Source organism: Flavobacterium sp. CSZ (assembly GCF_015350725.1).
Classification (GTDB): domain Bacteria; phylum Bacteroidota; class Bacteroidia; order Flavobacteriales; family Flavobacteriaceae; genus Flavobacterium.
In genome coordinates, this window is sequence record NZ_JADKPQ010000006.1 from 63,545 (window position 1) to 88,583 (window position 25,039).

22 protein-coding genes are annotated in these 25,039 nt (G+C 36.0%); 10 read left to right on the top strand and 12 right to left on the bottom strand.

All coding sequences use genetic code 11. From position 1 onward, the window contains the following. On the top strand, positions 1-636 hold the full coding sequence (gene pdeM, locus IRZ78_RS08615) for a ligase-associated DNA damage response endonuclease PdeM (RefSeq protein WP_194616130.1): 636 nt from the start codon (positions 1-3) through the stop codon (positions 634-636). Here the strand turns inward: pdeM and IRZ78_RS08620 are convergent. From IRZ78_RS08620 to IRZ78_RS08630, 3 genes are all read right to left on the bottom strand, one after another. Beyond that, on the bottom strand, positions 628-1,134 hold the full coding sequence (locus IRZ78_RS08620; protein ID WP_194616131.1) for a hypothetical protein: 507 nt from the start codon (positions 1,132-1,134) through the stop codon (positions 628-630). The two genes, pdeM and IRZ78_RS08620, sit on opposite strands and share 9 nt — an antisense overlap. A 262-nt stretch (positions 1,135-1,396) precedes the next feature. Continuing rightward, positions 1,397-2,257 (bottom strand): helix-turn-helix domain-containing protein, encoded by an 861-nt coding sequence (locus IRZ78_RS08625; protein WP_194616132.1) that lies wholly within the window; start codon positions 2,255-2,257, stop codon positions 1,397-1,399. Between the two features lie 140 nt (positions 2,258-2,397). Then, complete coding sequence (locus IRZ78_RS08630) at positions 2,398-3,624, bottom strand: PQQ-dependent sugar dehydrogenase (protein ID WP_194616133.1); 1,227 nt, start codon at positions 3,622-3,624, stop codon at positions 2,398-2,400. A gap of 435 nt (positions 3,625-4,059) precedes the next feature. On the opposite strand from IRZ78_RS08630, the gene IRZ78_RS08635 reads away from it, so the two are divergent. Both IRZ78_RS08635 and IRZ78_RS08640 read left to right on the top strand, forming a co-directional pair. Next, positions 4,060-4,722: a FadR/GntR family transcriptional regulator gene (locus tag IRZ78_RS08635; RefSeq protein WP_194616134.1), complete on the top strand. Its 663-nt coding sequence runs from the start codon at positions 4,060-4,062 to the stop codon at positions 4,720-4,722. A gap of 47 nt (positions 4,723-4,769) precedes the next feature. Next, positions 4,770-5,999, top strand: a complete 1,230-nt coding sequence (locus IRZ78_RS08640) for an MFS transporter (protein WP_194616135.1) — start codon at positions 4,770-4,772, stop codon at positions 5,997-5,999. A 95-nt stretch (positions 6,000-6,094) separates the two neighbouring features. Here the strand turns inward: IRZ78_RS08640 and metQ are convergent, their stop codons facing one another. The 6 genes from metQ to IRZ78_RS08670 all read right to left on the bottom strand — a co-directional run bounded on the left by metQ (position 6,095) and on the right by IRZ78_RS08670 (position 10,798). Next, the gene (gene metQ, locus IRZ78_RS08645; RefSeq protein WP_194616136.1) at positions 6,095-6,913 is read right to left on the bottom strand and encodes a methionine ABC transporter substrate-binding lipoprotein MetQ; all 819 of its coding nucleotides are present in this window, start codon (positions 6,911-6,913) and stop codon (positions 6,095-6,097) included. Positions 6,914-6,966: 53 nt separating this feature from the next. Continuing rightward, positions 6,967-7,620, bottom strand: coding sequence for a methionine ABC transporter permease MetI (locus tag IRZ78_RS08650; protein ID WP_194616137.1), 654 nt, complete (start codon positions 7,618-7,620; stop codon positions 6,967-6,969). Next, positions 7,613-8,644 (bottom strand): methionine ABC transporter ATP-binding protein MetN, encoded by a 1,032-nt coding sequence (gene metN, locus IRZ78_RS08655; protein ID WP_194616138.1) that lies wholly within the window; start codon positions 8,642-8,644, stop codon positions 7,613-7,615. The genes IRZ78_RS08650 and metN overlap by 8 nt, the downstream gene beginning before the upstream one ends. A gap of 289 nt (positions 8,645-8,933) precedes the next feature. Further along, positions 8,934-9,275: a hypothetical protein gene (locus tag IRZ78_RS08660; protein ID WP_194616139.1), complete on the bottom strand. Its 342-nt coding sequence runs from the start codon at positions 9,273-9,275 to the stop codon at positions 8,934-8,936. Positions 9,276-9,323: 48 nt separating this feature from the next. Next, entirely contained in the window at positions 9,324-9,803 is a 480-nt protein-coding gene (locus IRZ78_RS08665) for a cupin domain-containing protein (RefSeq protein WP_194616140.1), read from the bottom strand. Beyond that, positions 9,800-10,798: an NADP-dependent oxidoreductase gene (locus IRZ78_RS08670; protein WP_194616141.1), complete on the bottom strand. Its 999-nt coding sequence runs from the start codon at positions 10,796-10,798 to the stop codon at positions 9,800-9,802. Before IRZ78_RS08670 ends, IRZ78_RS08665 begins: the two co-directional genes overlap by 4 nt. 92 nt (positions 10,799-10,890) lie before the next feature. Between IRZ78_RS08670 and IRZ78_RS08675 the strand changes: the two genes are divergently transcribed. The 5 genes from IRZ78_RS08675 to IRZ78_RS08695 all read left to right on the top strand — a co-directional run bounded on the left by IRZ78_RS08675 (position 10,891) and on the right by IRZ78_RS08695 (position 17,017). Further along, positions 10,891-11,271, top strand: a complete 381-nt coding sequence (locus tag IRZ78_RS08675; protein WP_194616142.1) for a helix-turn-helix domain-containing protein — start codon at positions 10,891-10,893, stop codon at positions 11,269-11,271. Between the two features lie 333 nt (positions 11,272-11,604). Then, positions 11,605-13,095, top strand: a complete 1,491-nt coding sequence (locus IRZ78_RS08680; protein WP_194616143.1) for an ankyrin repeat domain-containing protein — start codon at positions 11,605-11,607, stop codon at positions 13,093-13,095. A gap of 59 nt (positions 13,096-13,154) precedes the next feature. Continuing rightward, positions 13,155-13,637: a DUF2271 domain-containing protein gene (locus tag IRZ78_RS08685; RefSeq protein WP_194616144.1), complete on the top strand. Its 483-nt coding sequence runs from the start codon at positions 13,155-13,157 to the stop codon at positions 13,635-13,637. A 120-nt stretch (positions 13,638-13,757) separates the two neighbouring features. Beyond that, a complete protein-coding gene (locus IRZ78_RS08690; protein WP_194616145.1) occupies positions 13,758-15,947 on the top strand; it encodes a PepSY domain-containing protein in 2,190 nt (729 codons plus the stop codon). Between the two features lie 62 nt (positions 15,948-16,009). Further along, complete coding sequence (locus IRZ78_RS08695) at positions 16,010-17,017, top strand: FAD:protein FMN transferase (protein WP_194616146.1); 1,008 nt, start codon at positions 16,010-16,012, stop codon at positions 17,015-17,017. A 16-nt stretch (positions 17,018-17,033) separates the two neighbouring features. Here the strand turns inward: IRZ78_RS08695 and IRZ78_RS08700 are convergent, their stop codons facing one another. Both IRZ78_RS08700 and IRZ78_RS08705 read right to left on the bottom strand, forming a co-directional pair. Next, positions 17,034-18,251 carry an MFS transporter gene (locus tag IRZ78_RS08700; protein ID WP_194616147.1) on the bottom strand — a complete coding sequence of 406 codons (1,218 nt, stop codon included), beginning with the start codon at positions 18,249-18,251 and terminating at the stop codon, positions 17,034-17,036. Between the two features lie 40 nt (positions 18,252-18,291). After that, on the bottom strand, positions 18,292-19,122 hold the full coding sequence (locus tag IRZ78_RS08705; protein WP_194616148.1) for a helix-turn-helix domain-containing protein: 831 nt from the start codon (positions 19,120-19,122) through the stop codon (positions 18,292-18,294). A gap of 324 nt (positions 19,123-19,446) precedes the next feature. On the opposite strand from IRZ78_RS08705, the gene IRZ78_RS08710 reads away from it, so the two are divergent. Further along, a complete protein-coding gene (locus IRZ78_RS08710) occupies positions 19,447-21,849 on the top strand; it encodes a TonB-dependent receptor (protein ID WP_194616149.1) in 2,403 nt (800 codons plus the stop codon). A 34-nt stretch (positions 21,850-21,883) separates the two neighbouring features. Beyond that, on the top strand, positions 21,884-23,218 hold the full coding sequence (locus tag IRZ78_RS08715) for a hypothetical protein (protein ID WP_194616150.1): 1,335 nt from the start codon (positions 21,884-21,886) through the stop codon (positions 23,216-23,218). A gap of 416 nt (positions 23,219-23,634) precedes the next feature. Here IRZ78_RS08715 and IRZ78_RS08720 read toward each other — a convergent pair whose 3' ends face one another. Continuing rightward, positions 23,635-24,858: a DUF4272 domain-containing protein gene (locus tag IRZ78_RS08720; protein WP_194616151.1), complete on the bottom strand. Its 1,224-nt coding sequence runs from the start codon at positions 24,856-24,858 to the stop codon at positions 23,635-23,637. Positions 24,859-25,039 lie beyond the last annotated feature (181 nt).

Genomic DNA, 25,039 nt, shown 5'->3' on the forward strand with positions numbered 1-25,039 from the left:
ATGACGATTACCATACAAAATCAGACCTTTACATTGCATCCGAGTGGGGCTTTATTTTGGGAAACCAGAAAATTGCTTCTCATTTCTGATGTGCATTTAGGGAAAGTATCTCATTTCAGAAAACACGGCGTGGCGATTCCCAATAATGTGGTTTCCGAAAATTTTAAACGTTTAACCAATATCGTGGAAAACTTTAAACCTGAAAAAATTATTTTTCTGGGCGATTTATTTCATAGTTCTAAAAATACCGAATGGGATTTATTCGAAGAATGGGTAAAATGCTGCACTAATACCATTATCCTGATTGCCGGAAATCACGATATAATTGATAAAAAAAATTATCTCAAACTTAATATCGAGGTTGTAGAATCCCTTGAAATTGATGACTTTTTACTCACGCATCATCCCACCATAAAAGAAGGTTTCTTTAATTTTTCGGGGCATATTCATCCCGGAATTATGCTGCGTGGTTTTGGCGCTCAATTTTTAAAATTACCGTGTTTCTTTCAAAAAGAAAATCAAATGATTCTGGCCGCTTTTGGTGAATTTACAGGAAAACATATTTTAAAACCCCAGCAAAACGATATTGTATATGCTATTGCAAATGATGAAGTTATTAGAATTAATTTAAACTGATTTCTTAAAGTAAAGCTGTTTTTGATTGGTGTCGCGAGTGGTATCACTTTCGTAATTGAATTCTTCGTAACCCAAAGACTTCAATGTCTCTATTAGTACAGTATTAATTTCAAAAGCTTTTGCCCAAATTAAATCGTATCTTCTCTGCAAAGCCACTTCTTCGGCACGTTTAAAAAGTACTGTTATATCCTCTGGATTAAAGTAAACAATATGATCTACTCCCATTGGTTTATTGGCATCCAAATTTTGATTCGAAAGTCGGGATGAATTCAGTTTCATGAAAGACAACGGATTTTCGCCTTCATAAACCATAAGCATTTCGACCGAAAAATCATTCTGTATTTTGAATAATTTCTGACTTGAGAGGTTTTCACTTGCATACTTCTCTCCGATTTCTTTCTTTGCTCCAAATAAATCCGAATAGAATTTCAGGGCTTTCTCTTGCATCCAGATTACATTATCATTTATGATTACTACGAATTTTGCAATTTTTGACATATCTTTTATTTTTTATGATAGTGCAAAGTTGAGATGATTTGATGGATTAGAAAAGAGCTAAATGTCTTGTATTTTGTTCGAAAAGGCGGTTGGGTTTATTTACCCATCTTTTTGTGTCATTTCGACCGAAGGGAGACATCGCGCTAGAAATTCCGCCAAGAAACTCACCAATCTTTGTCGATTTACGAGTGTGATCTCTCCCTTCGGTCGAGATGACAAACTTTATGGTGATACAATATTATTTGAAATACAAGATTATAAATTACACCTTCTTTCTGCGATATTCTAAGGGTGAAATTCCTTCGCATTTTTTAAAGAATCTGCCAAAACCGGATTGATTGGGGAAGTTTAAGGTATCGCTGATTTGATTGATTGTTAAATCTTTGTTTTGGAGTAATATTTTGGCTTCTAAAATCACAATTTCTTCGATCCAGTCGCTGGCTGTTTTACCGCTATTATTTTTAATTACTTCTGATAAATATTTGCGTGTTACATTCAGAATATCGGCATAATACTGAACAGATCTTTGGCTTAAAAAATCTCTGGATAGCATTTCTTTGAATTTTTCGAACAAGGGATTTTGCTTACTACCATTGATATTGGTTTGCTTTATAGCATCTAATTCGTAAATCAGAATATAAAGATACGCTCTTAGAATAGAGGGTTGATTGTCATTATTATGTTCGATGGATTGTCTTAATAAACTAAAAATTTGCTCAAACTTAACTTTGTTTTTTTTCTCCAGATGAAACACATGCATTTCACTATTGTCGAAAAACTCATATTGTGAAAGAAAAAACACATTGGCCTGATTGTGCAGAAAAAATGGTGATTTGAAAAAAATAATATCGATTAAAATTTCGTCACTGTCTTTTGTAAAACTTCTAATTACCGAAGGGCCTAGCGTGAGTATTGCGGGAGCATGAATCACCATTTTCTTTAGTTTCGTTTGCATTACAATACTCCCTTTTCGAAGAAATTCTATTGCATAACTTTCTGCCCGGTAAGGTTCACTTATATAGGGATGACCTTTTGCCTGAATATAAAAGTAGTCTTTATTATTGTCGGCATTAAACAAACTTTTATGATCCTCGAGTGAGTATGTTGTAATTTTATTCTTCAATTCTTTTTGCTTTAATCCATACCAAATATAGTTAACCATTTACCCATAACAAAAAAATGGCGCCATACAGCGCCATTATCTTATCATTCTACAGTCTATTCTCTTGACTCTATTTTCTTTCCTCTATATTCTTCTTCAATTTATTTTTTATCAATTTTATAAAGTTTTCCTGCATCTGTAACAGCGTATAATGCACCGTCATTTCCTTGTGTTACATCTCTAAAACGTTGGTTTTCCGAAGCCAAAAGTCTTTCTTCGCCAATCACTTTATTGTCTTTTATAGCAAGACGTACAATGTGCATTCCGCTTAAAGCGCCTATGAATAGGTTATTTTGCCACTCCGGAACGCGATTTCCTGTGTAGAACGTCATTCCACTTGGTGAAACTACCGGATCCCAATAGTAAACTGGTTGCTCTAAACCATCTTGCTGCTGAATTCCTGCTCCTACTTTTTCTCCGCTATATTCAATTCCGTACGTAATTGTTGGCCATCCGTAATTTGAACCCGCTTTAAGGCGATTGATTTCGTCACCTCCGCGTGGTCCATGTTCTGACAACCAAATTTCTCCTGTATTAGGATTAAGTGCCAAACCTTGCGGATTTCTGTGTCCGATAGTATATAATTCAGGTAAAGCTCCCGTTCCTGTAAAAGTAGGATTTCCACTTGCAGGCTGACCTTCTTTTGTTAATCGAACTACTTTTCCTAAACCTGATGCAACAGATTGTGCCAATGGTCTTGTTTCTAATACAGAACGTTCTCCGGTACTTACTACAAGAAAACCAGATTTATCAAAAAGAATACGTCCGCCATAATGAAGCGTACTTGCATTGGCCGGTTTTGCTCTGTAAATTACCGTTGCTCCTTCGATGGTTTTTTCATCGGCTGAAAGTTTTCCTTTCGCTACAGCGGTATTATTTCCGCCTGTTGTCGCTTCGGCATATACCCAGTAAATCATTCTGTTTGTTGTAAAATCAGGATCGATAGTTAAACCTAATAAACCTCCCTGATTAGCAGCATTAACAGTAGGAATACCTGTAATTGGAGTACTCAAAACTCCGGCTGTTGTAGCAATACGCATCGTTCCTGTTTTTTCGGTAATCAATAATCTTCCGTCAGGAAGACTTTTAATTCCCCATGGACTGCTTAGCCCTGTAGCAATAGCAACTCCCTCATATGGTGTATTGGTTTGCACACCGCTAACTCTGGTTTGTCCTGCAAAAGCAGGTTTATAAGTTGTATTGGCAGCATTTCCTTCAACAGGATTGGTAGTGGTGCCTGGATTTACATCGACATCTTTATCACTAGAGCAGCTCAATAAGGTGATTAGCATACTCGAAACAATAGCAATCTGGTTAATATTTCTCATAGTTTTGGGATTTTTATAATTAGAATAAATCAAAAATCTTAAAAATAAAACAAAAACTATTATATAATTTATGGGAAAAGTTATACCATTATAAGATTTGTTAAGTACTTAACCGCAAAGAATGCGAGGATTTTTTTACTGGGCTGAAATAATCTCAAAGGCGCAAGGACGCAAAGTCTATATTGTATTTTTTTTAAATACAAATTTGCTTCGCCTATTCGCTATCGCTCGAGTCACAAATTATCGCAAATTTTTATTTAACCACAGAGGACACAGAGATTTTTACAGAGAATTAAAAACTTGTGTTACTTTGTGTTTTCTCCCTTGGTGTTCTCTGCGGTAAAAAAACTTTGCACTTAAAAATTTTGAGCTCTTAGCGGTTATTTAAATTTTTTTTATACTTTTGCATTCATCAGATGATATGATAACTCAATTATGACATTAATCAATAAAAAATCTCTCGCAGAAGAAGTTGCTTCAAAATTACAGGAGCAAATATCTCTTGGTCATTATAAGATCAACGAGAAATTGCCTATTGAAGCAGAATTGATGAAGAGTTTTGGTGTTGGAAGATCCTCGATAAGAGAAGCGATGAAGCTACTCGCTAATTCAGGTTTGCTCCGGATTCAGCAAGGGGTCGGTACTTTTGTTCAGGAAGTGACCAGCATACAAGAGCCAATGGACCAGCGATTAAAGCGTGCAAGTCTTGAGGATTTAGATGAAGTAAGACAATTACTAGAGCTGAAAATTGCTGAAAAAGCGGCCATTAACCGAACAGAAGAGGATATCATTGCCATGAAACAGCATTTGGCCGATAGAATGAAAACGGCCAATGAAGGTTTACTCGAAGAATGTGTCAAAGCGGATATACAATTTCATATCGCGATTGCTCAAGCATCAAAAAATGAAATTTTGGCCGATTTATATAAATCTGTATCGAAACATTTAAAAAAGGAGTTTCTTAGAATCTATCCTAACACGAAAATATTTCAGGATACATACGCAATACACGAACAACTTTTAGACAATATCATTGCAAAAGACCCTAAAAAAACATGGAATACTGTTGCCAAAATAATAGGACATACTAATTACTAATTTTTTACTCCAATTCATCAGATGATCTGATTTTTTTTTAATTCATTATGAAAACAAACACCATTACCCATTCGAAGCAGTTGGCCCAGCAAACTGTTTTCTCTATTTTATTTACTATTAGCTTAACGCATTTTATTAATGATATGCTTCAGGCTGTGGTTCCTGCAGTTTATCCTATTATAAAAGATAAATTTCATTTGACCTTTACCGAAATTGGTTTAATCACCCTGACTTATCAACTTACTGCATCTATTTTACAACCTTTTGTTGGATTTTATACTGATAAAAGACCACGCCCCTATTCACTAGCCGTTGCCATGGTTTTTACACTTTTGGGGTTGGCAGCTGTAGCAGTTGCTTCAAGTTTTATCAATATTTTACTTGCCGTTAGTCTAATTGGTGTTGGATCTTCTATATTTCATCCCGAAGCTTCAAGGGTTGCTCACATGGCTTCCGGAGGAAAAAGAGGTTTGGCACAATCTATTTTTCAATTAGGAGGAAATGCAGGAAGCGCCATTGGGCCTTTGCTTGCGGCTATTATTGTAGTGCCTTATGGACAGTTTAATATTATCTGGTTTTGTCTTGCAGCTGCTGTAGGAATTATTATTCTCTCAGGTGTTGCAAAATGGTATCAGGAGCATTTAAATCTTAAAGCTAAAAATAAATCTGCCGTAGCTGAGGAAGTTCATCATTCACTTTCAAAACAAAAAGTTATATTTTCGTTGGTTATTTTATTAGTATTAATTTTCTCGAAATACTTTTATATGGCCAGTATGACCAGTTATTATACTTTTTATCTTATTGATAAATTTCATGTCTCTGTACAGGAATCTCAAATTTATCTTTTTGCTTTTCTTGGTGCTGTTGCTGCCGGAACATTGTTTGGCGGAGCATTAGGAGATCGTTTTGGTCGAAAATACATCATTTGGATCTCTATATTAGGCGTTGCTCCTTTTACCTTATTATTGCCATACGCTTCTCTTTTCTGGACCGGAATTTTATCTGTAATTATTGGTTTGATTATATCGTCTGCTTTCTCTGCAATCTTGGTTTATGCTACAGAACTTGTTCCTGGAAAAGTGGGTTTAATAGCAGGTCTTTTCTTTGGATTGGCTTTTGGGATGGGCGGATTAGGTTCTGCTATATTAGGCAAATTAGCAGACTCAACAAGCATTGAGTATGTTTTTAAAGTTTGTGCATTTTTGCCTTTAATAGGGATTTTGACAAGCTTTCTTCCAAATATCGAAGGAAGGAAAAAAGCTGCTGCAGAAGATTAAATTGTTTTTTACTAATTCGATTATTTATATAAAAAAAGCGCTGAATCTAATGATTTAGCGCTTTTTTGATTGTACTAAAAGAATACAACTATTTTTTACCAGCCTTTTACAGCTCCGCCTTTAAATTCTTTAAGAGCTGCTGCTTCAACTTCTGGAGATTGAAAAGCTTGTAAAAACTGTTTTACTTTTTCTTCGTTTTTATTGTCCTCACGGCTTACTACCAAGTTTACGTAAGGAGAATCTTTATCCTCAACAAACAAAGCATCACGCGAAGGAACCAATCCAGCCTGAGAAGCAAAAGTATTATTAATAATAGCAATTGTTACGTTGGCATCATCAAGAGCTCTTGGTAATTGAGGTGCTTCTAATTCTAAGATTTTAAGCTTTTTAGGATTACTTACAATATCGGTTACTTTAGGCAATAATCCAATTCTCTCTTTTAGTTTTAGCAAACCATTTTTTTCTAAAAGCAATAACGAACGACCACCGTTTGTTGGATCATTTGGGATAATAATGGTGCTTTCATCTTTCAAATCTGCAAGACTTTTTATTTTTTTAGAGTAGGCTGCAATAGGATAAATAAATGTTTTACCAATGATTGCTAATTTGTATCCGCGTTGTTTCGATTGCTCATCAAGATAAGGTTTGTGCTGAAAAGCATTTGCATCAATATCTCCCTGGCTCAAAGCTTCGTTAGGAATCACGTAATCATTAAAAGAAATCAACTCTACTTCTAGTCCGTATTTTTCTTTTGCTACTTTCTTAGCCGCTTCTGCTACTTTATATTCCGGTCCTGTTGCAACCCCTACTTTTATGTGGTGCGGATCGTTGTTTTTGCTTTTTCCACAATTAACCAATGAAAGTGTCAAGGTTAAAATTCCGATTGCTTTTAAAAAATTATTTTTAGTAATCATATTTTAGTTTTTAATTATTATTTATCTGTTGCCTAAAATTTAACCGCAAAGTATTATCTATGATCAAATCGTTTTGATAAAAAGTCACCCGCAAACTGAATCACGAATACCAAAATTACCAACAACGCCAAAACCGAATTCATGATTACGGCATCATAACCAATATATCCGTACTGATATCCCACTTGTCCTAAACCACCAGCACCAACAGCGCCACCCATTGCAGAATAACCTACAAGAGTAATTAAGGTAATGGATGCAGCGTTTATTAAAGAAGGTAATGCTTCTGGAAGCAGTACTTTATATACAATTTGCAAAGGCGTTGCGCCCAAAGCTCTTGCCGCTTCGATTAATCCCGAAGGCAAACCAAGAAGACTATTCTCAACAAGTCGGGCAATAAATGGAGCTGCTCCAATACTTAACGGAACTAGCGCTGCACTTACGCCAATAGAAGTTCCTACCAGGGCACGTGTAAACGGAATCATCCAAACAATTAATATAATAAACGGAATCGAACGAAAAATATTCACCAAAACCGATAAAGTTCTGTTTAAAACGGGTTGCTCCAGAATTTGATTTTTTCTCGTAAGGAAAAGCAAAATACCTGTAGGAAGCCCTAATGCAAAACCAAAAAAGCCCGACACAAATGTCATTACGATGGTTTCCCAGGTACCGTTTAATAATAAGGTAATAGTAGAATCAGACATAACCTATGATTTCTGTTTTAATATGTTTAGAAATAAAATATTCAATTGCAGCTTCGTAATTCTCGCGTTTGCCAGATAATTCGATCAGCATCACACCAAAGTTTACATCTCCCGCCTGATCCATTTGAGCACTTACGATTTTAAAGTTGGTATCAAACAATCTCGAAACTTCAGAAATTACAGGCTCATTTACCGATTTTCCAGTCATTTCAAGTCTCAATAACGGACTCAGACCTTCACCATCTTCCTTTTGTAATCTTTCCTGATACACTCTCGGGATATCAAGATGCAGAGAAGAAGCAATAAATTCTTTGGTTAATTTATGCTTAGGATCGGCAAAAATTTCTCCCACACTTCCCTGCTCGATCAATTTTCCGTGACTGATTACCGCGACCTCATCGCAAATTGATTTTACCACTTCCATTTGGTGTGTAATCAATAAAATTGTGATGTTCAGGCGACGATTAATATCTTTCAATAAGTTTAGAATCGATCTTGTAGTCGCAGGGTCCAAAGCACTTGTAGCTTCATCACACAACAATACTTTCGGGTTATTCGCCAAAGTTCTCGCAATAGCCACCCTTTGTTTCTGACCTCCGGAAAGGCTTGCAGGATAATCGTTTGCTTTTTCGGCCAAACCTACTAATTCCAATAATTCAAAAACACGTTTTCGAATATCGTCCTTTGATGCCCCAACCAATTCCAGCGGAAAAGCTACATTATCAAAAACCGTTCTTGAGGAAAGCAAATTAAAATGCTGAAAAATCATCCCAATTTGTCTTCTTTCGATTGCCAATTGCGCATTCGATAATTGTATCAACGATTTCCCGTCAACGATAATTTCTCCCGAAGTTGGTCTTTCCAATAAGTTCACACATCGAATCAAGGTACTTTTTCCAGCTCCCGAAGTTCCAATTACACCAAAGATTTTCCCCGGCGGAACTTTAAGCGAAACATCTGATAAAGCCGAAACAATTCGGTTTTTCTGATGAAAATTCTTGGTGACATTTTTTAATTCAATCATTTTTTAAATTCAAATTAAATCTGCTACATCCACAGATATCAATACTTAACGCTTCTGAAATTCTAAAATTTAAAATCAAAAAGCCTTTCAATAGATTATGAAAGGCTTGAGAAATAAATCATTTTATTTTTATATATAAGCCAGTTCATACCATCGCATAGAAGTGCAACACATTATGCTGCAGCTATAATAATTGGTATTCTGGTTATCGTTTTTCATTGCTGCGGCAAATTTAAAGAGATAATTTGAATTTCAATGCAAAATCACAAACTTTTTTAACCCTATCAATTTAATAGACTTCTTTTTTAAGGACTTGAAGCTGTTTGCTGCTGTCCGCTATATCTTTGCTTAAAGAAAGTAAGCAAAAGATGCCGCTCCCATCAGGGCTAGGGCACTTGTTTTCATAATGACTTTTTTTTGATGGCGCACCCGATGGTAAGGATTTAAATCGATTTGAGTGGATTTCTTTTGTTTTTATCACTTTGTCAAAGTTTCGAACTTTGACAAAGTTTTCACGCAGATTACTAACGCCAGCCATCCTGAGCGAAGCCGAAGGGCGCAACGGGCTTCGACTTCCCTCAGCCTTACAACAACCCACATATTCTATCTTTTGTACAAAAAAATCCGTCAAAATTCGAGTTTTCGCAAAGCGAATCTGTATTATACGTGGGTCATAAATTTACACCTCTACTTTTCCAGCATCCAATAGTATAGCCAACTGAATACAAGATAAATCAGATCGATTACTCCAGGCATGATTGGCGCCTCTTTGTACAACAATATCTCCAGCTTGCAATAAAGTTTCCCCTTCATCCACAATAAGCCAGATTTCTCCCGAAAGAATTACGATATAATCTAATGTATCAGTTTGATGCATCAGCGGATGTGGCTGACCCTCGGGCGCTACAATACCAAGATCCTTGTCAGGTGGAATCTGAACGTATCTAAAATAACTTCCGTTTTTGGGTATATTTGGGAAAGCGGTATTTTCGATTACTTTTTCTTCTTCTAATTTTACGGGCATAGAATCTGTAGACCAAATATCAGAGATGACCAAACCCGGAAAATGTTCCGAAACATTCGATACAATTGTATCTTTTTCGATTATTGATTTTCCACTTTTTATTCCTGTAACGATTCTTCTGGGAATTGTCTTCATAGTGGATTGATTTGCATGATTAATTTCTTTCCATTGGTTTTGTTTTCACGAAGAATATTAAGCGCTTTCAAAACAGTTTCATCTTCTAAATTGCCGACTATTTCAATCATTGGTGGTGTGATCGATTTGTTTTCGAGTAAAATTCTCAATTCATTCAATCCCTTTTTATAATAATCATATTGCTTTTCTAAGCCAAAAGCATAATTGGAGATATTAAGAATTGTGGCGCCTCTGCTAAAAAGAACTTCACGGGAATCTGGTGTAGAAAAATTAGTAACATCAACATAAGTTCCGTTTATTTTTAAAAGTTTTGCTGCCGTAAGTCCGATTTCATTCCCCACCAGATCCACAGCAAAATCAAAATATTTGTTATTGTTCAAAGCCAAAGCCGTTTCGTAAACCTGATCTTTTCTGTAATTGATAATCTGCCTTGGCTTTAAGCCAAGATCTAATAGGGCAGCAATACTATTTTCGTTTCCGGCTGTTACAATAAGATTTACATATCCTTTTGACAGAAGTAATTTAAGGAGCATATTCCCTACTCCGCCAGCGCCGCCGGTTACAAGAATAGAATCTGTCAGATTCGCTTTCATCCTGTTTATCGATTGCAACGCTGTTAATCCAACAGAAGATATTCCTGCACTTTCTTCAAATGAAATATTCTTTGGCAGGTGCATTACAATAGCGGCGGGAACACAAATATATTCGGCATAAGTACCATTTGATCCCATGCTTCCTGAACCGCAAAAAACAGGATCTCCTATTTTAAAATCAGTTACTCTTTCTCCAATAGCTGAAATGATCCCTGAAAATTCCCTGCCCAATATTGACGAATGCAGCAACTTGCGTTCCATCGCATTTTCAGTCATCTGATAATCGATTGGGTTAAATCCTGCTGCGGCTATTTTTACCTGAACCTGCTGCTCTTTTGGTTGTGGAGTATCTACTTCTTCAAGTTTAAATTCTCCCTTTTGATGTAAAACGATTGCTTTCATTTTTCTTCTTTTATCTTACGAAATTACAGTGCAAATACTTTATTTTTGCTATGGGTTAACCCAAGGTTACCGGTTACCGAATAGAAACTACTATGGCAAAAATTAATGATAACGGAACGCTTCGCGAAGCCAATTGTTCAGAAGAACTTATGGCCATGCGTGATAGTCTGGATGTTTTAGGAGGAAAATGGAAACTGATGATCCTGCGTTTCCTGACGAACAGAACGCATCAGGTAATTAATTTCAAGAAAATGCAACGCGAGATCGATGGAATATCGGCCAAGATGCTGAGTAAAGAATTGAAGGAACTGGAAACCAATTTACTGGTTTCAAGAACGGAACAGCAAACAAAACCAATAACGGTAGTGTATGCCATTACAGAATACGGAAAATCTGTTCTTCCCGTTACAGAAACTTTGGTAAACTGGGGTCTAAGCCATCGCGAAAAGATTATAGAGGCGATTAATAAATAATTAGGATTTATTTAATTTCTTCAAATTCTTTATTTGCAAATCCTTAAAACCAGCAATAAAAGACCTATTGCCTGTTTAGCTTTTTAATGTTCAATATCCAAATCAGTAAAAATTACAAAAAGATTGCAGTTTTCTAAAGTTATCCTAATGCTTTTTCCAATCTTAAAAAATCATTAGAATTACAGTTTCTTCCCTAAATAAAGTTGGTTTACTGATATTAATTTTTACATTTGCGTTATTTTTAATTATTCTAAATAGATTTTGTATAAAGAAGATATTAGGGTAAAGGAAAAAATAACCTTAAACGAATTTCAAAACAATAAATACCTCCATATGAAAAAGAATATTTTTATCTCTTTTGCATTAGCCGCAACTTTATTTGTTAGTGCCCAACAAAAAAATATCTTATTAGAACAGTCTTTTTGGAAAACCGCACCTGATGTTACTGCCCTTAAAGCAGAAATAGCAAAAGGCAATAACCCGGCAGAGGCCAATGCAAATGCTTTTGATGTTGTTGTAATGGCGATAAATAATGATGCGCCTCTGGCAAGTATCAAATTCTTATTAGACCAATCCGGAAACCCCGTTTCTAAATCCACTCATGATAATCGTATTTATCTTCATTGGGCTGCTTACAGAGGAAATACAGAACTGGTAGAATATTTAATTGCAAAAGGTTCTGATGTTAATTTTGAAGATAGTCACGGTACTACTCCTCTTGTTTTTGCTGCTGGTAACGGATTGCTTAATCAAGGTGTTGCCGAAGCTTTTTTTAAGGCAGGAATAGATCCTAAGAAAAAATATAATGATGGTGCCAACCTATTACTTTTGGCTATTCCGTTTGACAAAGACCTGTCTTTCTCTGACTATCTTATCACAAAAGGATTATCCTTAAAAGATGTTAACAGTAACGGAAATACTGCTTTTGATTATGCTGCAAGAACAGGAAATGTTACGCTTTTGAAAAAAATTGCAGCAAAAGGAGTTAAACACACAGACAACGCGCTTTTAATCGCCACACAAGGAACACGCAGAGAAACCACTCCTCTTGAAACCTACAAATATCTTGTTGATGAGGTTAAAATAAAACCATCGGCTGTAAATAAATCTGGAGATAATGTATTGCATCTTTTGGCAGCTAAACAAAACCAGTCTGAAATTATCAATTACTTTTTAGCCAAAGGCGTCGACGCTAACAAAGTAAATAAAGACGGAAATACGCCATTGATTATTGCTGCGGGAAGAGAAATTAGCACATTAGAAAAATTAATTCCTGTAACCAAAAACATCAATTTACAAAATGCAAAAGGAGAATCAGCTTTGACTTTTGCAGTAAGATCAGGAACTCCTGAAGCTGTTGCACTACTTTTAACAAAAGGTGCAGATGTAAACGTAAAAGATAAGGACGGAAATAATCTGGGAGTTTATTTAGTACAATCTTACAGGCCAGCCGGACGTGAAGCCAATGCACAAGATTCTTTTGATGCAAAAGCAAAATTACTTCAGGATAAGGGCTTAAACCTTGCTGCCGCTCAAAAAGACGGAAGTAATTTATATCACTTCGCTATTGCTAAAAATGATTTGACTTTACTAAAAAAACTAGCTGCTTTAAACATCGATGTTAATGCTAAAAATAAAGATGGAATGACAGCGCTGCACAAAGCTGCAATGGTTGCCAAAGATGATACGATCTTAAAATACCTGGTTTCAATTGGAGCTAAAAAAGACATCAATACCGAATTCGACGAAACTCCTTACGCATTGGCCAAAGAAAATGAGTCACTGACTAAAAATAATGTTTCTGTTGAATTTTTAAAACAATAGTTTAAAATTTAAATTCCAAATTCCAATCTAAAATCCATATTATAAAATCTAATATCCGCATGAAATCAATACTTAAAATAGCTCTTACAAGCGCATTAATTTGTTTAATCTCTTTTCAGGCAAATGCCCAGGCAAGCAAATACAAATGCATGCTGCAAATGTCAAACTATATGGGTGAAGGCGCTTACATTGTAGTTTCGCTTATTAATACCAAGGGGGAGTACGAAAAAACGCTTTATGTAATGGGCGACGATAAAAAATGGTACAAATCACTAAAAGAATGGAACAAATTCCAGACAGCAAAACCTGCTGATATTAGTGCCAAAACCGGAGCATCTGTTACGGGTGGAGATCGCAGCATTACGACCATAGAAATCGATGATTCGAAAATTAATAAAGGATATAAACTACGTTTTGAATCGGCTGTAGAAGATCAGAAGTATCATGTAAATGATGTTGAAATTCCGCTTACAACTGAAGGTCTTGCTGATAAAACAGAAGGAAAAGGTTATATTAGATACGTGAGGTTAAGCAAGATTTAATATTTCGCTCTGAGTAAACTTTGTCAAGGTTTAAAACTTTGACAAAGTTGCCACAAATTAAATAGATTAATCATTTTAATCAGTGGGAAAAAACAATTACATTTCAATAGATTACACTCAATGACTCTTTCTTTTTGGCGTTACGCACACTTGGCTCTGGCTTTGTTTTCTTCTTTATTTTTAATTTTAGCTTCGACTACAGGAATTATCCTGGCGCTGGATGCGATGCAGGAAAAAACACTTCCGTATAAGGTAGAAAATTTCGACAAAATAACGCTGGGAGAAACCTTAACCGTCTTAAAAAAACAGTACACTGAAATTACAGAGTTAAATGTAGATCATAATCAATTTGTTACCCTCCAGGCCATTGATAAAGATGGTAATGATATCAATGCTTACATCAATCCTAAAACGGGGAAACAATTAGGAACGCCGGTCAAGAAAAGTGAATTTATTCAATGGGTTACGGGTTTTCATCGTTCGCTGTTTCTTCACGAAACCGGACGATTTTTTGTTGGTGTAATTTCTTTTTTATTATTGCTGATTGCCATTTCTGGTTTTGCCCTTGTTTTAAACAGACAAAGAGGAATCCGTAATTTCTTTTCGAAAGTGGTCAAAGACTATTTTGCCCAATATTATCATGTTGTTTTAGGGAGACTGGCGCTGATTCCGATTTTGATTATTGCCCTTACCGGAACGTATTTATCCCTAGAAAGATTCAACTTTTTTATGGATAAAGAAGAAAAGAAAAAAGAAAAAACAGAAATCGTAACGCCTTCAAAAGACAAAACTGTTTCTGTATTTACAACAACACTTTTGGCTGATGTTAAGAAAATAGAATTTCCTTTTACAGATGATCCCGAGGAATATTATATCATTGAGTTAAACGATCGCGAGATCGAAGTCAATCAGGTTACGGGCGCTGTGGCAACACAAAAGCGTTCTCTAATGATCGTTCAGTTATCGGATTTAAGCCTTAATCTGCATACCGGAAAAACCAACGCAATCTGGGCTTTTATATTGGCTATTGCGAGCCTTAATATTCTCTTTTTTATCTATTCCGGTTTTGCTATTACCTTAAAAAGAAGGTCGAGCCGCATTAAAAATAAATTCCAAGCCAGTGAAAGTAAATTTATACTTCTGGCAGGTTCTGAAAACGGAAGTTCTTTGCATTTTGCTAATGCCATCCTTAAGCAATTGATTGGCCATGGCGAAAAAGCTTTTATCACCGAATTGAACAGCTATACTACTTTCCCGAAAGCAGAACATATTATCGTATTCTCCTCTACTCATGGTTTGGGAGATGCGCCTTCTAACGGAAGTAAATTTGTGTCGCTTATACAGAAATATCCTCAAGAGCAAAAAATCAATTATTCAGTAGTAGGTTTTGGCTCGAAAGCTTATCCGGATTTTTGCGAATTTGCTTTTGAAACCGACAGGCAATTAGAAAATCATAATTGGGCGGAGCGTTTCCTGGATGTCCAAACCGTAAACGATAAATCGGCAACAGAATTTGTAGAATGGATAAAATTATGGAGCGCCAAAACCGGCATTCCGTTATCGACTACGCCTTCTTTATACAATCATGTTCCAAAAGGGCTGCAAAAGCTAATGGTTTTAGATAAAACACTGGTTTCTGAGAACGAACAAACTTTTATCCTGACTTTAAGGGCCAATGCAAGGGCTAAATTCAGTTCAGGCGATTTACTGGCTATTTATCCGGCAAACGATACAAGAGAACGCCTCTACTCTATCGGGAATCATTCGGGTAACATACAATTGGTCGTAAAACTACATCCACACGGATTGGGTTCTGAGTTTCTAAATAACCTTACTCCCGGAAATACGATCAAGGCCAGAATCATCAATAATAAGGCTTTTCATTTCCCTAAAAAGATTTCTAAAGTAGCGCTAATTTCAAACGGAACCGGTATTGCGCCTTTCCTTGGAATGATCGAGCAGAATAAAACCAAAACAGAAACGCATTTGTATGCTGGATTCCGTATGGAAACTGAAACTGTTTCAGGATATAAAAAGTTTACTGCTGAAATGATGGAGAAACAAAAACTGCAAAGTTTCCATTTGGCTTTATCACGCGAAGCCGAACATTTTTATGTAATGGATCTTATCAAACGAGATGCTGATTTTTTTATTGATTTATTAAAAGAAGGCGGTGTCATCATGATTTGTGGATCTCTTGCCATGCAAAAAGATGTAGAAGCTATTCTCGATAAATTATGTCTGGAAAGAAAAATAAAAAGCATTGCAGATTATAAAGAAAATGGTCAATTGCTGACGGATTGTTATTAGGTAAAATCGTACCGTTAGGTACATTTCAAATCTTAATAAAACGAATAACTAAAATGATTTTCATGCACAAATCAATCCTATATAAACTCCTGTTTTTCGCTGTCATAATTTGCGGTTTATCTGTTAATGCGCAAGTTTTACGAAAGCGAACGACTTTACTTATGGGAGGACGTTTTGATATTACGATCGTGGCAAAAGACTCTCTTTCGGCAGAACAAAATATTGACGAAGTTATTGCGGAAATTACCAGAATCGAAAATTTAATATCTGATTGGAAACCGGATTCGCAAGTTTCGCAAGTCAATCAGAATGCGGGAATTAAACCTATCAAAGTCGATCGTGAGGTATTTGAACTGACCCAAAGAGCCATACAATTTTCTGAAGCTACAAAAGGCGGTTTTGATGTGAGTTTTGCCGCCATGGACAGAATCTGGAAATTTGACGGATCGATGACTGGAATGCCTTCGGCGGAAGCCATAAAAAAATCAGTTGAAAAAGTGGGATATAAAAATATCATTCTGGATTCGGTTCAATCGACCATTTTTCTAAAATTGAAAGGAATGAAAATTGGTTTTGGTGCTCTAGGCGAAGGATACGCAACCGATAGATGCCGAAATATGATGCTGGCAAAAGGTATAAAAGCCGGAATCGTAAACGGATCCGGAGATATGACTGCCTGGGGAAGACAGCCCAACGGTAAAGACTGGAATATTGGTATGACCAATCCGTTTCATCCTGATGAGTTATTTGCTGTAGTTCCTTTAAACAATGGCGCTGTAACTACTTCCGGAAGCTATGAAAAGTTTGTTGTTTTTAAGGGAAAACGCTACTCACACATTATAAATCCGGCAACAGGTTATCCAGCAACCGGATTGTGCAGCGTATCGGTTTTTGGTCCAAACGCTGAAACTGCTAATGGACTAAGCACTTCTCTAATGGTTTTAGGACAAAAGGAAGGCTTGCTTTTACTTAAAAAATATCCCCATTACAGTTGTGTCATGATTACCGATAACGGGAAATTAGTAAAATCGAAGAACTTCAAAATCAAAAAATTCAAAGCTAAACTTTAGTCTTTTCAATCTTAGATTATTCATTGGAATTTTGATTGTGCTTTGTTTTAGGAATGTATTTCGCATATATAAAAACGGCCACCAAAACGATAAATGTTGCTGTTGCATACAAAATAGCCGGGCTGTAAAAATAAATAGCCGCAGCGCCCAGAGGAATCAACATATTATTGGCCGCCTGCAAGCTTTGATTCACCCCTTGTAATTTTCCCTGTTGGCTTTCGTCTACAGATTGTGATAATTTGGCGTTGTATGTTGGATCGAATAAACCTTCTCCGGAAATTATAAAGATCACACCAAGTGCAATAATGAATACTGACGGAATAAATATACTCAACAAGATTAATGCTAAACCAATTCCAAAACCAATTAAACCTGTGATTCCGATACTTTTTTCGTTACAGCGTTTCAATAACCAGGGTAGTAATACGGCGCGTGAAAAAATTTCGCAAATCCCAACAAGCGTTAGCATTGTGCCGATAAAGACAGGTCCCCATTTGTAAATATCTTTTAGAAAAATGGTAAAATTAAACTGGAAAACTCCTAATCCGGCATAGAAAAGAATGCCCAGTACTAGCAGTAACTTAATTTGTTTGAGACTAAAAATATCTTTAAAATGAGAAAAGACATTAAAACTATTAAGAGATAAATGTTGGATTCTTTTCTCCCGAGCCAAAGATTCCGGCAACAAAAAGTACGTCGCCAAACCAGAGAGAAATATCAGTGCGCCGGTAACAAAAAACGGCAATGAAAGGGAAATACCGCCTAACAATCCGCCCAATGCGGGACCTCCTAATTTGCCAATTCCCATGGCAGAACCAATATAACCAAACCATTTGGCTCTTTCTTTTGGTTCTGTAGTATCAGATATATAGGCAAATAAAATACTTATATTCCCCGCCGTAAGTCCGTCGATAATACGAGCAAGGAAAAGAATCCATAATGCTCCTCCTATTCCGAATAATACATAGCCCATCACTGAACCGAGTAAACTTAATATCAAAATATTTTTTCGTCCGTATCGATCGCTTAATGCTCCAAAAATGGGTGCTGCAAAAAATGTACAGGCTGCAAATACTGACATGAGTGCGCTCATACCTACAACAATTTGCTCCGAAGGAAGATATTTGCCTACAATAAACGGCAGCAATGGTAATACAACCGACATGCCAATAGAATTCAGGAGTACAATCCCGATGATAATCCAAAATATGTGTTTTTTTGATTTTGTTTTCATATATAATAATTGAAAGACAAAATTCTAAAAAGCATGTTCTTTAGGATTGTACAAACGCGACAAAATCGTTGCTGATGGTCTGTTTTGCTTTTCGCGCAAATGCGCCCGGTGTGGTACCGCTGTAACGTTTAAATTCCCTACTGAGATGGGATTGATCTGTGTAACCTAATTCCTGGGCCAAACCGGCAATGTTAGTATCAGGAAAATGCCATAAATGATTGCGTACCTGTTCAAAACGCATCAAACCAGATACATCTTTTACGCTATGACCGGATGATTGCTTGAAGTTTCTTTCTAATGTACGAACTGTTGCATGAGCCGCCGACGCTACTTCGCTTACCGGAATAATTCCTTTGGCATTTCGCATGGCCAATCCTGCTTTAAACAACAAACTGTCAGGAGGAATTTGTGAGTGCGCATTCAAGAAAAACTGCTGAACTTGTGCAATCGCCTCTTCTATTTTATTGGCTTCAATTAGATCATTCAAACGCGATTGAAGCTGAGCAATAGGATGTTCGAAAATATGTACTCCGCCTTTACCCTTTCCTGATGGCAATCCGAGTAAATCAAAAACGGTCCAGGGAAAACATCGAATGGCAATAATCTCTAAACGATTATTGGAGTTTAAAATAACAGGCTGATTAAGCAACCCCATTATAAAAGGTGATGGTAACGGCTGTAAAACACCATTGTAGGAAACGCTGCAGGTACTTCCAAAATAAAAAATAATTTCGGCGTAACCATCAGGCATAACCTCAAAATTAGATGGCTCTTCAGCGGAGTCTCTTCTGTCGTACCAAAAACACTTAATGCTATCCTGCAACTCTTCACGAGGTTCGAATTCGAGATGGTGCAGTTTGTAATTAAGCATATAACAAGTTTAATGCAGACAAAGATAAAGAAGAATATATGAAAAAACCCGACCACATTATAGTTTGATTATTAAGCGAACTAGAAAGTTTGTCATCTCGACGAAGGAGAGATCACACTAGAAACTCGACAAAGATGGGCGAATATCTGAACGCAAATACGAGTGTGATCTCTCCTTTTTCGAGATCACAAGATTACGGAATCTGATTGCGAATAATTCAACATTAGAATTTCTAATGCAATTCTAATGATCTTCTAATTCGTTTATTTAGATTAAATATAAACAATAACATAAGTTTGCGCTCCTATTGGTAAGTAAAAAAATATGAGATTTTTAGTCGTTTTGTTTTTGTTTGTTCATGTTTCAGTTTGGTCTCAAAAGGGAAACATTTCAGGAAAAGTTACCTTTTCTCATAATGAACCCGCTTTGGGTGCTACAGTACTGGTATTAGGAACACAGAATTTTGCTGTTGCAGATCATAACGGAAACTTCGAAATCAAAGCAGTAGCTTACGGAAATTATACTTTAGAAATTTCCTCGACTGAGGTCAAAACTAAAACCCACACCATTCACGTACACCAGCCTTCTCATCATATTAGCATTGCTTTAGAAAAAAATGATCCTAAAGCTTTGAAAGAAGTTGTGATTCAGAAAACGACTGTAAAGAAAGAAATTATGGAGAAAGGTTTCTCTGTAAATGTCATAGAAACTCAGGAAGCGGCCAAACGTAATATTCAGACCAATGATCTTTTAGGGCAATCGGCTGGAGTTCGTATCAGACAAAACGGAGGTTTGGGATCGAGCATTAATTATAATTTGAACGGAATGTCGGGCAACGCCATTCGAATATTTATAGACGGAATTCCTATTTCTACTTATGGTTCTTCATTCAATTTAAATAGTATTCCGCCTGCATTAATCGAACGAATCGAAGTGTACAAAGGAGTAATTCCGGCACATTTGGCAGATGATGCTTTAGGAGGAGCCATAAATGTAATTTTGAAAAAAGGTGCTAAAAATACTCTGAATGCCTCGATATCTTACGGTTCGTTTAATACCACTCAATCCAACTTTAATACAACTTACCGCGATAAATCAGGTTTTACCTTAAAAGGTTCAGGGTTCTATAATTACTCTGATAACGATTATGAAATTTGGGGAAAATTCGCCTATAATATTGCACCTAACGGAGTTATGACACAAATTAAAGCCAAACGTTTTAATGATGCTTATCGTTCTTACGGAGGCCGTGTTGAAGCTGGTTTTACAGATGTAAAATGGGCCGATACTTTCTTAATTGGTTTTAATGCTTCTGATGATTACAACGAAATTCAGCACGGACAGGCGATGTCAAAGCCCTACAAAGGCCGGTTTACGGAAGCTGATGCGCAGGTTATAAGTATCAATTATGCTAAAAAAGATTTTATTGTAAAAGGGCTTGAATTCACCGTAAATTCTGTTTTTAGCCAACGAGCAGAAGTTTTAAACGATACGGTAAAATGGAATTACAATTGGTTTAACGAAAAAGCAATTGGTATTGATGGTCAGCATTTTTTATCACCAACCGGAGCGCAACAAGGTGCAGCTACAATTTTGCACATCAACAACAAAATATTCAGTACACGAGGCGGATTAAATTATACCTTAAACGATAATCACAAATTTGTATTCAGCAGTATGCTTTATTCGTTCGACAGGGATGATTATGATGAAATGAAGTCTGAAATGGAAAGAAATTTTCAGCAAAAACGGGATCTTCAAAAAAGTGTTCTATCCTTTGCTTACGAACTTCAGGCCTTTGATTCGCGCTTAAGAACCAATTTATTTGGTAAGCGCTATAACCAGAAAACAGAACAAAGAACCCCGCAGATCATTACTACAGGCGGACAGTCAGCAATAGTTGAAAAATTAGAGAATAATAATACTACTTTTTACGGTTACGGTTTTGCAGGATCTTATTTTGTTTTACCCAAATTGATGTTCTCTTTATCTGCAGAAAAAGCGATACGGCTTCCTTCAGAAAATGAAATTTTTGGTAATCCGGGCGAAAATCAAACCAGCAACAGCGCATTAAAACCTGAAGAAAGTGATAATCTCAATGTAGGATTACGTTTTGGCCCTTACATCATTAATCAGCATAAATTTAGTTTTGGAGGTTCCGGATTTTGGAGAAATTCCAAAGATAAAATCATTCGTGAGTTTAGTAATCGTCTTAATGAAGCTTTACAAACTACACCTTCTGTAAACTTAGGAACAGCCCAATCTTTAGGATATGAAGCTTCATTAGAATATTCATATAACAAACGATTATTTATCGGAATGAATATGTCTAAATTCAATTCACTCTTTAAAGATAAATACGATAAAAACGGGAAAATACTCGATTACTATAACAAGCAATATCCTAATGAGCCTTATTTTATTATTAACGGAAATGCTCAGTATAATTTTAAAAATGTTTTGCAGTCCAATTCTGAGCTGAATTTATATTACAATTTTACTTATGTGGGCGATTTTTTTACCACTTGGCAAGAAACTCAAATCGACAAAGTACCTTCTCAGTTTCCCCATGACTTAGGTTTGAGTTATACTTTCCCAAACAAAAAATACATTGTGAGCTTTGATGCCAAGAACATCACCAACGAACAGGTTTACGACAACTTTGGAGTTCAAAAACCGGGCGTAGCATTTTATCTGAAATTCAATTACATACTGAATAAGTTTTAAATCTATATAATTAATTTTTTTAAATACCATGAATATGAAAAAAAGTACATTTAAATTAATGGCATTGGTTTTGGTTTTTACCACATTTGCCTTAACGACAAGCTGCAGCAGTAATGATAATGAAGACCCGATAACCCCTACATTACCTGAAACGGAAAGCCGCTGGATAACCGTTGCAGGAGCCTTAATGCAAACTGCTCCCGGAGACGGGAATGGCGGTACTAAAGTTTTTTCTGTTAGTAAAGAAGATGCTAAAAACCCTAATATTTCGATCAACGTTTACGACAACGGAACTCCTGTACAATCGGCCAGAACAGCTCGTTTACAATCATCTGTAGACGGAAGCACTCTTTTTAATATTACTTACACAGGTGCAAACGGTGGTGAGTTTATGACCTACAAAGTAAATGGCGGTAATAATTTTGCACAATCAGGAGCTACAGTAAACATCTCGCAATATGCCGGAACGTCACCAAGATGGACTAAACTTTTTGACGGAGATAAAACGGGTGTAGCGGTAAACGTTACTGCGCCGGTAATTGTAACTAATCCAGATAAAACGTACAAGCATACCAGAGGTTCTGCAACTGTACTAAGCTTAGATTTACAAAAAATATTAATTTCTGCTGCAAAACAATACGAAATTCCGTTAACTCCTGAAGAAGAAGCTCAAGGACATCATATCTTTCGTTTAGATGCTCCAACATTAAACAAAGCCGGAGATAAATTAATCATCGGAACATGGATGCGTAAAACAAATCCTCTTACCGCAGAAAATGAAACTGCATTTGAGCGTTTAGGTTCTAAATCTCTTGTGGTTGATTATCCGTCATTATTAAATCCGAAAATTATTACTTCTACAGTAGGTTTTGGAGACACAAGCGGATACCGTAGTTTTAATAGTTTTGTGGCTAACGATGGTAACATTTATCAGGCTACACAAAGGGACACGAAAAATGGTTCATACATCTTAAGAATCAACCAAAGCAATGAATATGACAACTCTTATCTATTTAGTTTAGATACTGCTCTTGGAGTAAAAGGATCGTACATTGATGCCTGGAGATATGTAGGAAACGGAATTGCTTATGCCGTTTATACTCATGACGATGCTAACAATCAAGGATTTGTAGCAAGAATCGACCTTAATGCAAAAACAGCTAAAAAAGTAGAAGGAATTGCTTATGATGCTGATTTAGACTTTGGCCAGTACCAAGGATTTGTAGTTGATAAAAATGAATTGTACATCGCAGTTACTCCGGTTGGTAAAGATGGAAACATTTATATCATTGATGCTGTAACCGGTGCTGTAACTAAAGGTGCTAAATTGGTTAACAAAGCCGGAAACCATTACATTGGTGTATTCTAAAAATAACAATAGCAGAAATGCAATTGCAAAAATGCTATTACTTGAGTTTTTTTTTTAATTAGAACATTCCGCTTCATATTTTTGGAGCGGAATGTTTGTTTAATATTGAGTCTTAGGTTGGGAATTAACAGCAAAGAGTGCGCAAAGTTAATTTATAAGTTTTAATATTTTAATCTCGCAAACTCGCAAGGGTGCAACGTTTTTATCATTAATGACACTTCAGCATCTTAGCAAAATTAATTGCAAAATAAGAACATAAAGCTTAAAAAACTTTGCGACTCTGCGGCTTTGCGAGATTATTTCAACCCAATAAAAAAACCTTGCGCACTTTGCGGTAAAATATTAACCACAATAGATTTATAAACTTTGCGTTCTTTGCTGTAAAATTATGCTCAATGAAAACCAACCTTTACATCTTAAGTATCACAAGTAACAGAATCCCAATCCTGCTCCATATAATTAATCAGCCAGTTTAAGGCATATTGTCTTTCATAAACAATACCCGGATTAATCCCTTCGATTTCCCTGCCGTTGATTCTTTCGTCAACACAAGCCCAATTGAATCTGTAATATAAATCATTGGCGTCTAAAATTTCACTTTTAGATCGAATAGCAACTATCGAATCAATAAAAACATTGGGGTCTTTGTCCTGACCAACAGGATAATTATCAGGATCAATGTTTTCCAGATCACAAAACTCATCCGGAAAATCCAGTGTATCAATTTTATTCAAAGCCCACATTAAAACCCAGATTCCTTCGCATTTCCAGCTTTCATTTGCCTTTTTATCATCTGTTGGGTTGGCCAGAAATTCTTTCTCATTCCCGGTCGTAAAATCCCAAAGATTATAGTTTTGCAAATATTCTGTGGCTTCCTCAGGCGAAATACTATTAAACGCTACTAAATTGACCACTGCCAGAGCACTCACTCTTTGGGCAATTTCTTTTGGTGTTCTTAAAGTTGTCTCCTCTTCAGATTCTATGCAAGGCAGGTTGCTGTTAATTTTGATATTATTTTCTTCCAGAATATTTTCGTTATTCTCTTTTCTTTGCAACTGATCTCCTTTCAACTCATTCTGATCTCCATCAAAATAAACCGAGTTAATCCTAACATCTAATTCGTCGATTTCGCAATTTCCTTCAGTATCAATAATCAAATCTAAATTTTTGTCCAGAAAATGCTGTCCGCCCGATTTACTGATAACAGTATCAGGCTGAACAAACAAAACTGCATCAAGTGCGCTGGCGATATTTGCTATTATTGTTTTCAAATCGGCTACTTCTCCCACTTGCTGAATAATCGTAAATTCAGAATTTAAAGTTTCTATTTTTCGCAGAAACAAATTCTTAACTTTTTCATTTACAGTGGGCAATGCATATACAAAACCGTAAAGTCCTTTTAAATTCGCTGTTAGCGCAGAATCATCGATTTCAGGAATTTGATAAGAAGGCTCGGCTCTTTCGCGGTATAAAATTTTTATTTTTTGTGAAAAATCTAAATTACTTCCCTTAATTTCTAAGTCGATGATCTCAGACTCCTCTTCCTTACTTAGTGCGATGTCTGCTTTTGGGAAATTAGACAGTATTATTTCTTTAATATCATCAAACCCGGATTGGTGTGAGTAAATGGTACAAATCATGCTGTTATTTTCTATTTGTGATTAAATATTCAGGCGTATACAATTGGTTTATTTACGCTAATATAGGTTTATTTAAGTAAAAAATACAAACGTAATCAGGATGAAATTATGCGGTACAAAAAAAAGTTTCACGCAGATTTTACTGATTTGGGCAGATTAAAATTTAAGATTCTTTCCTTTC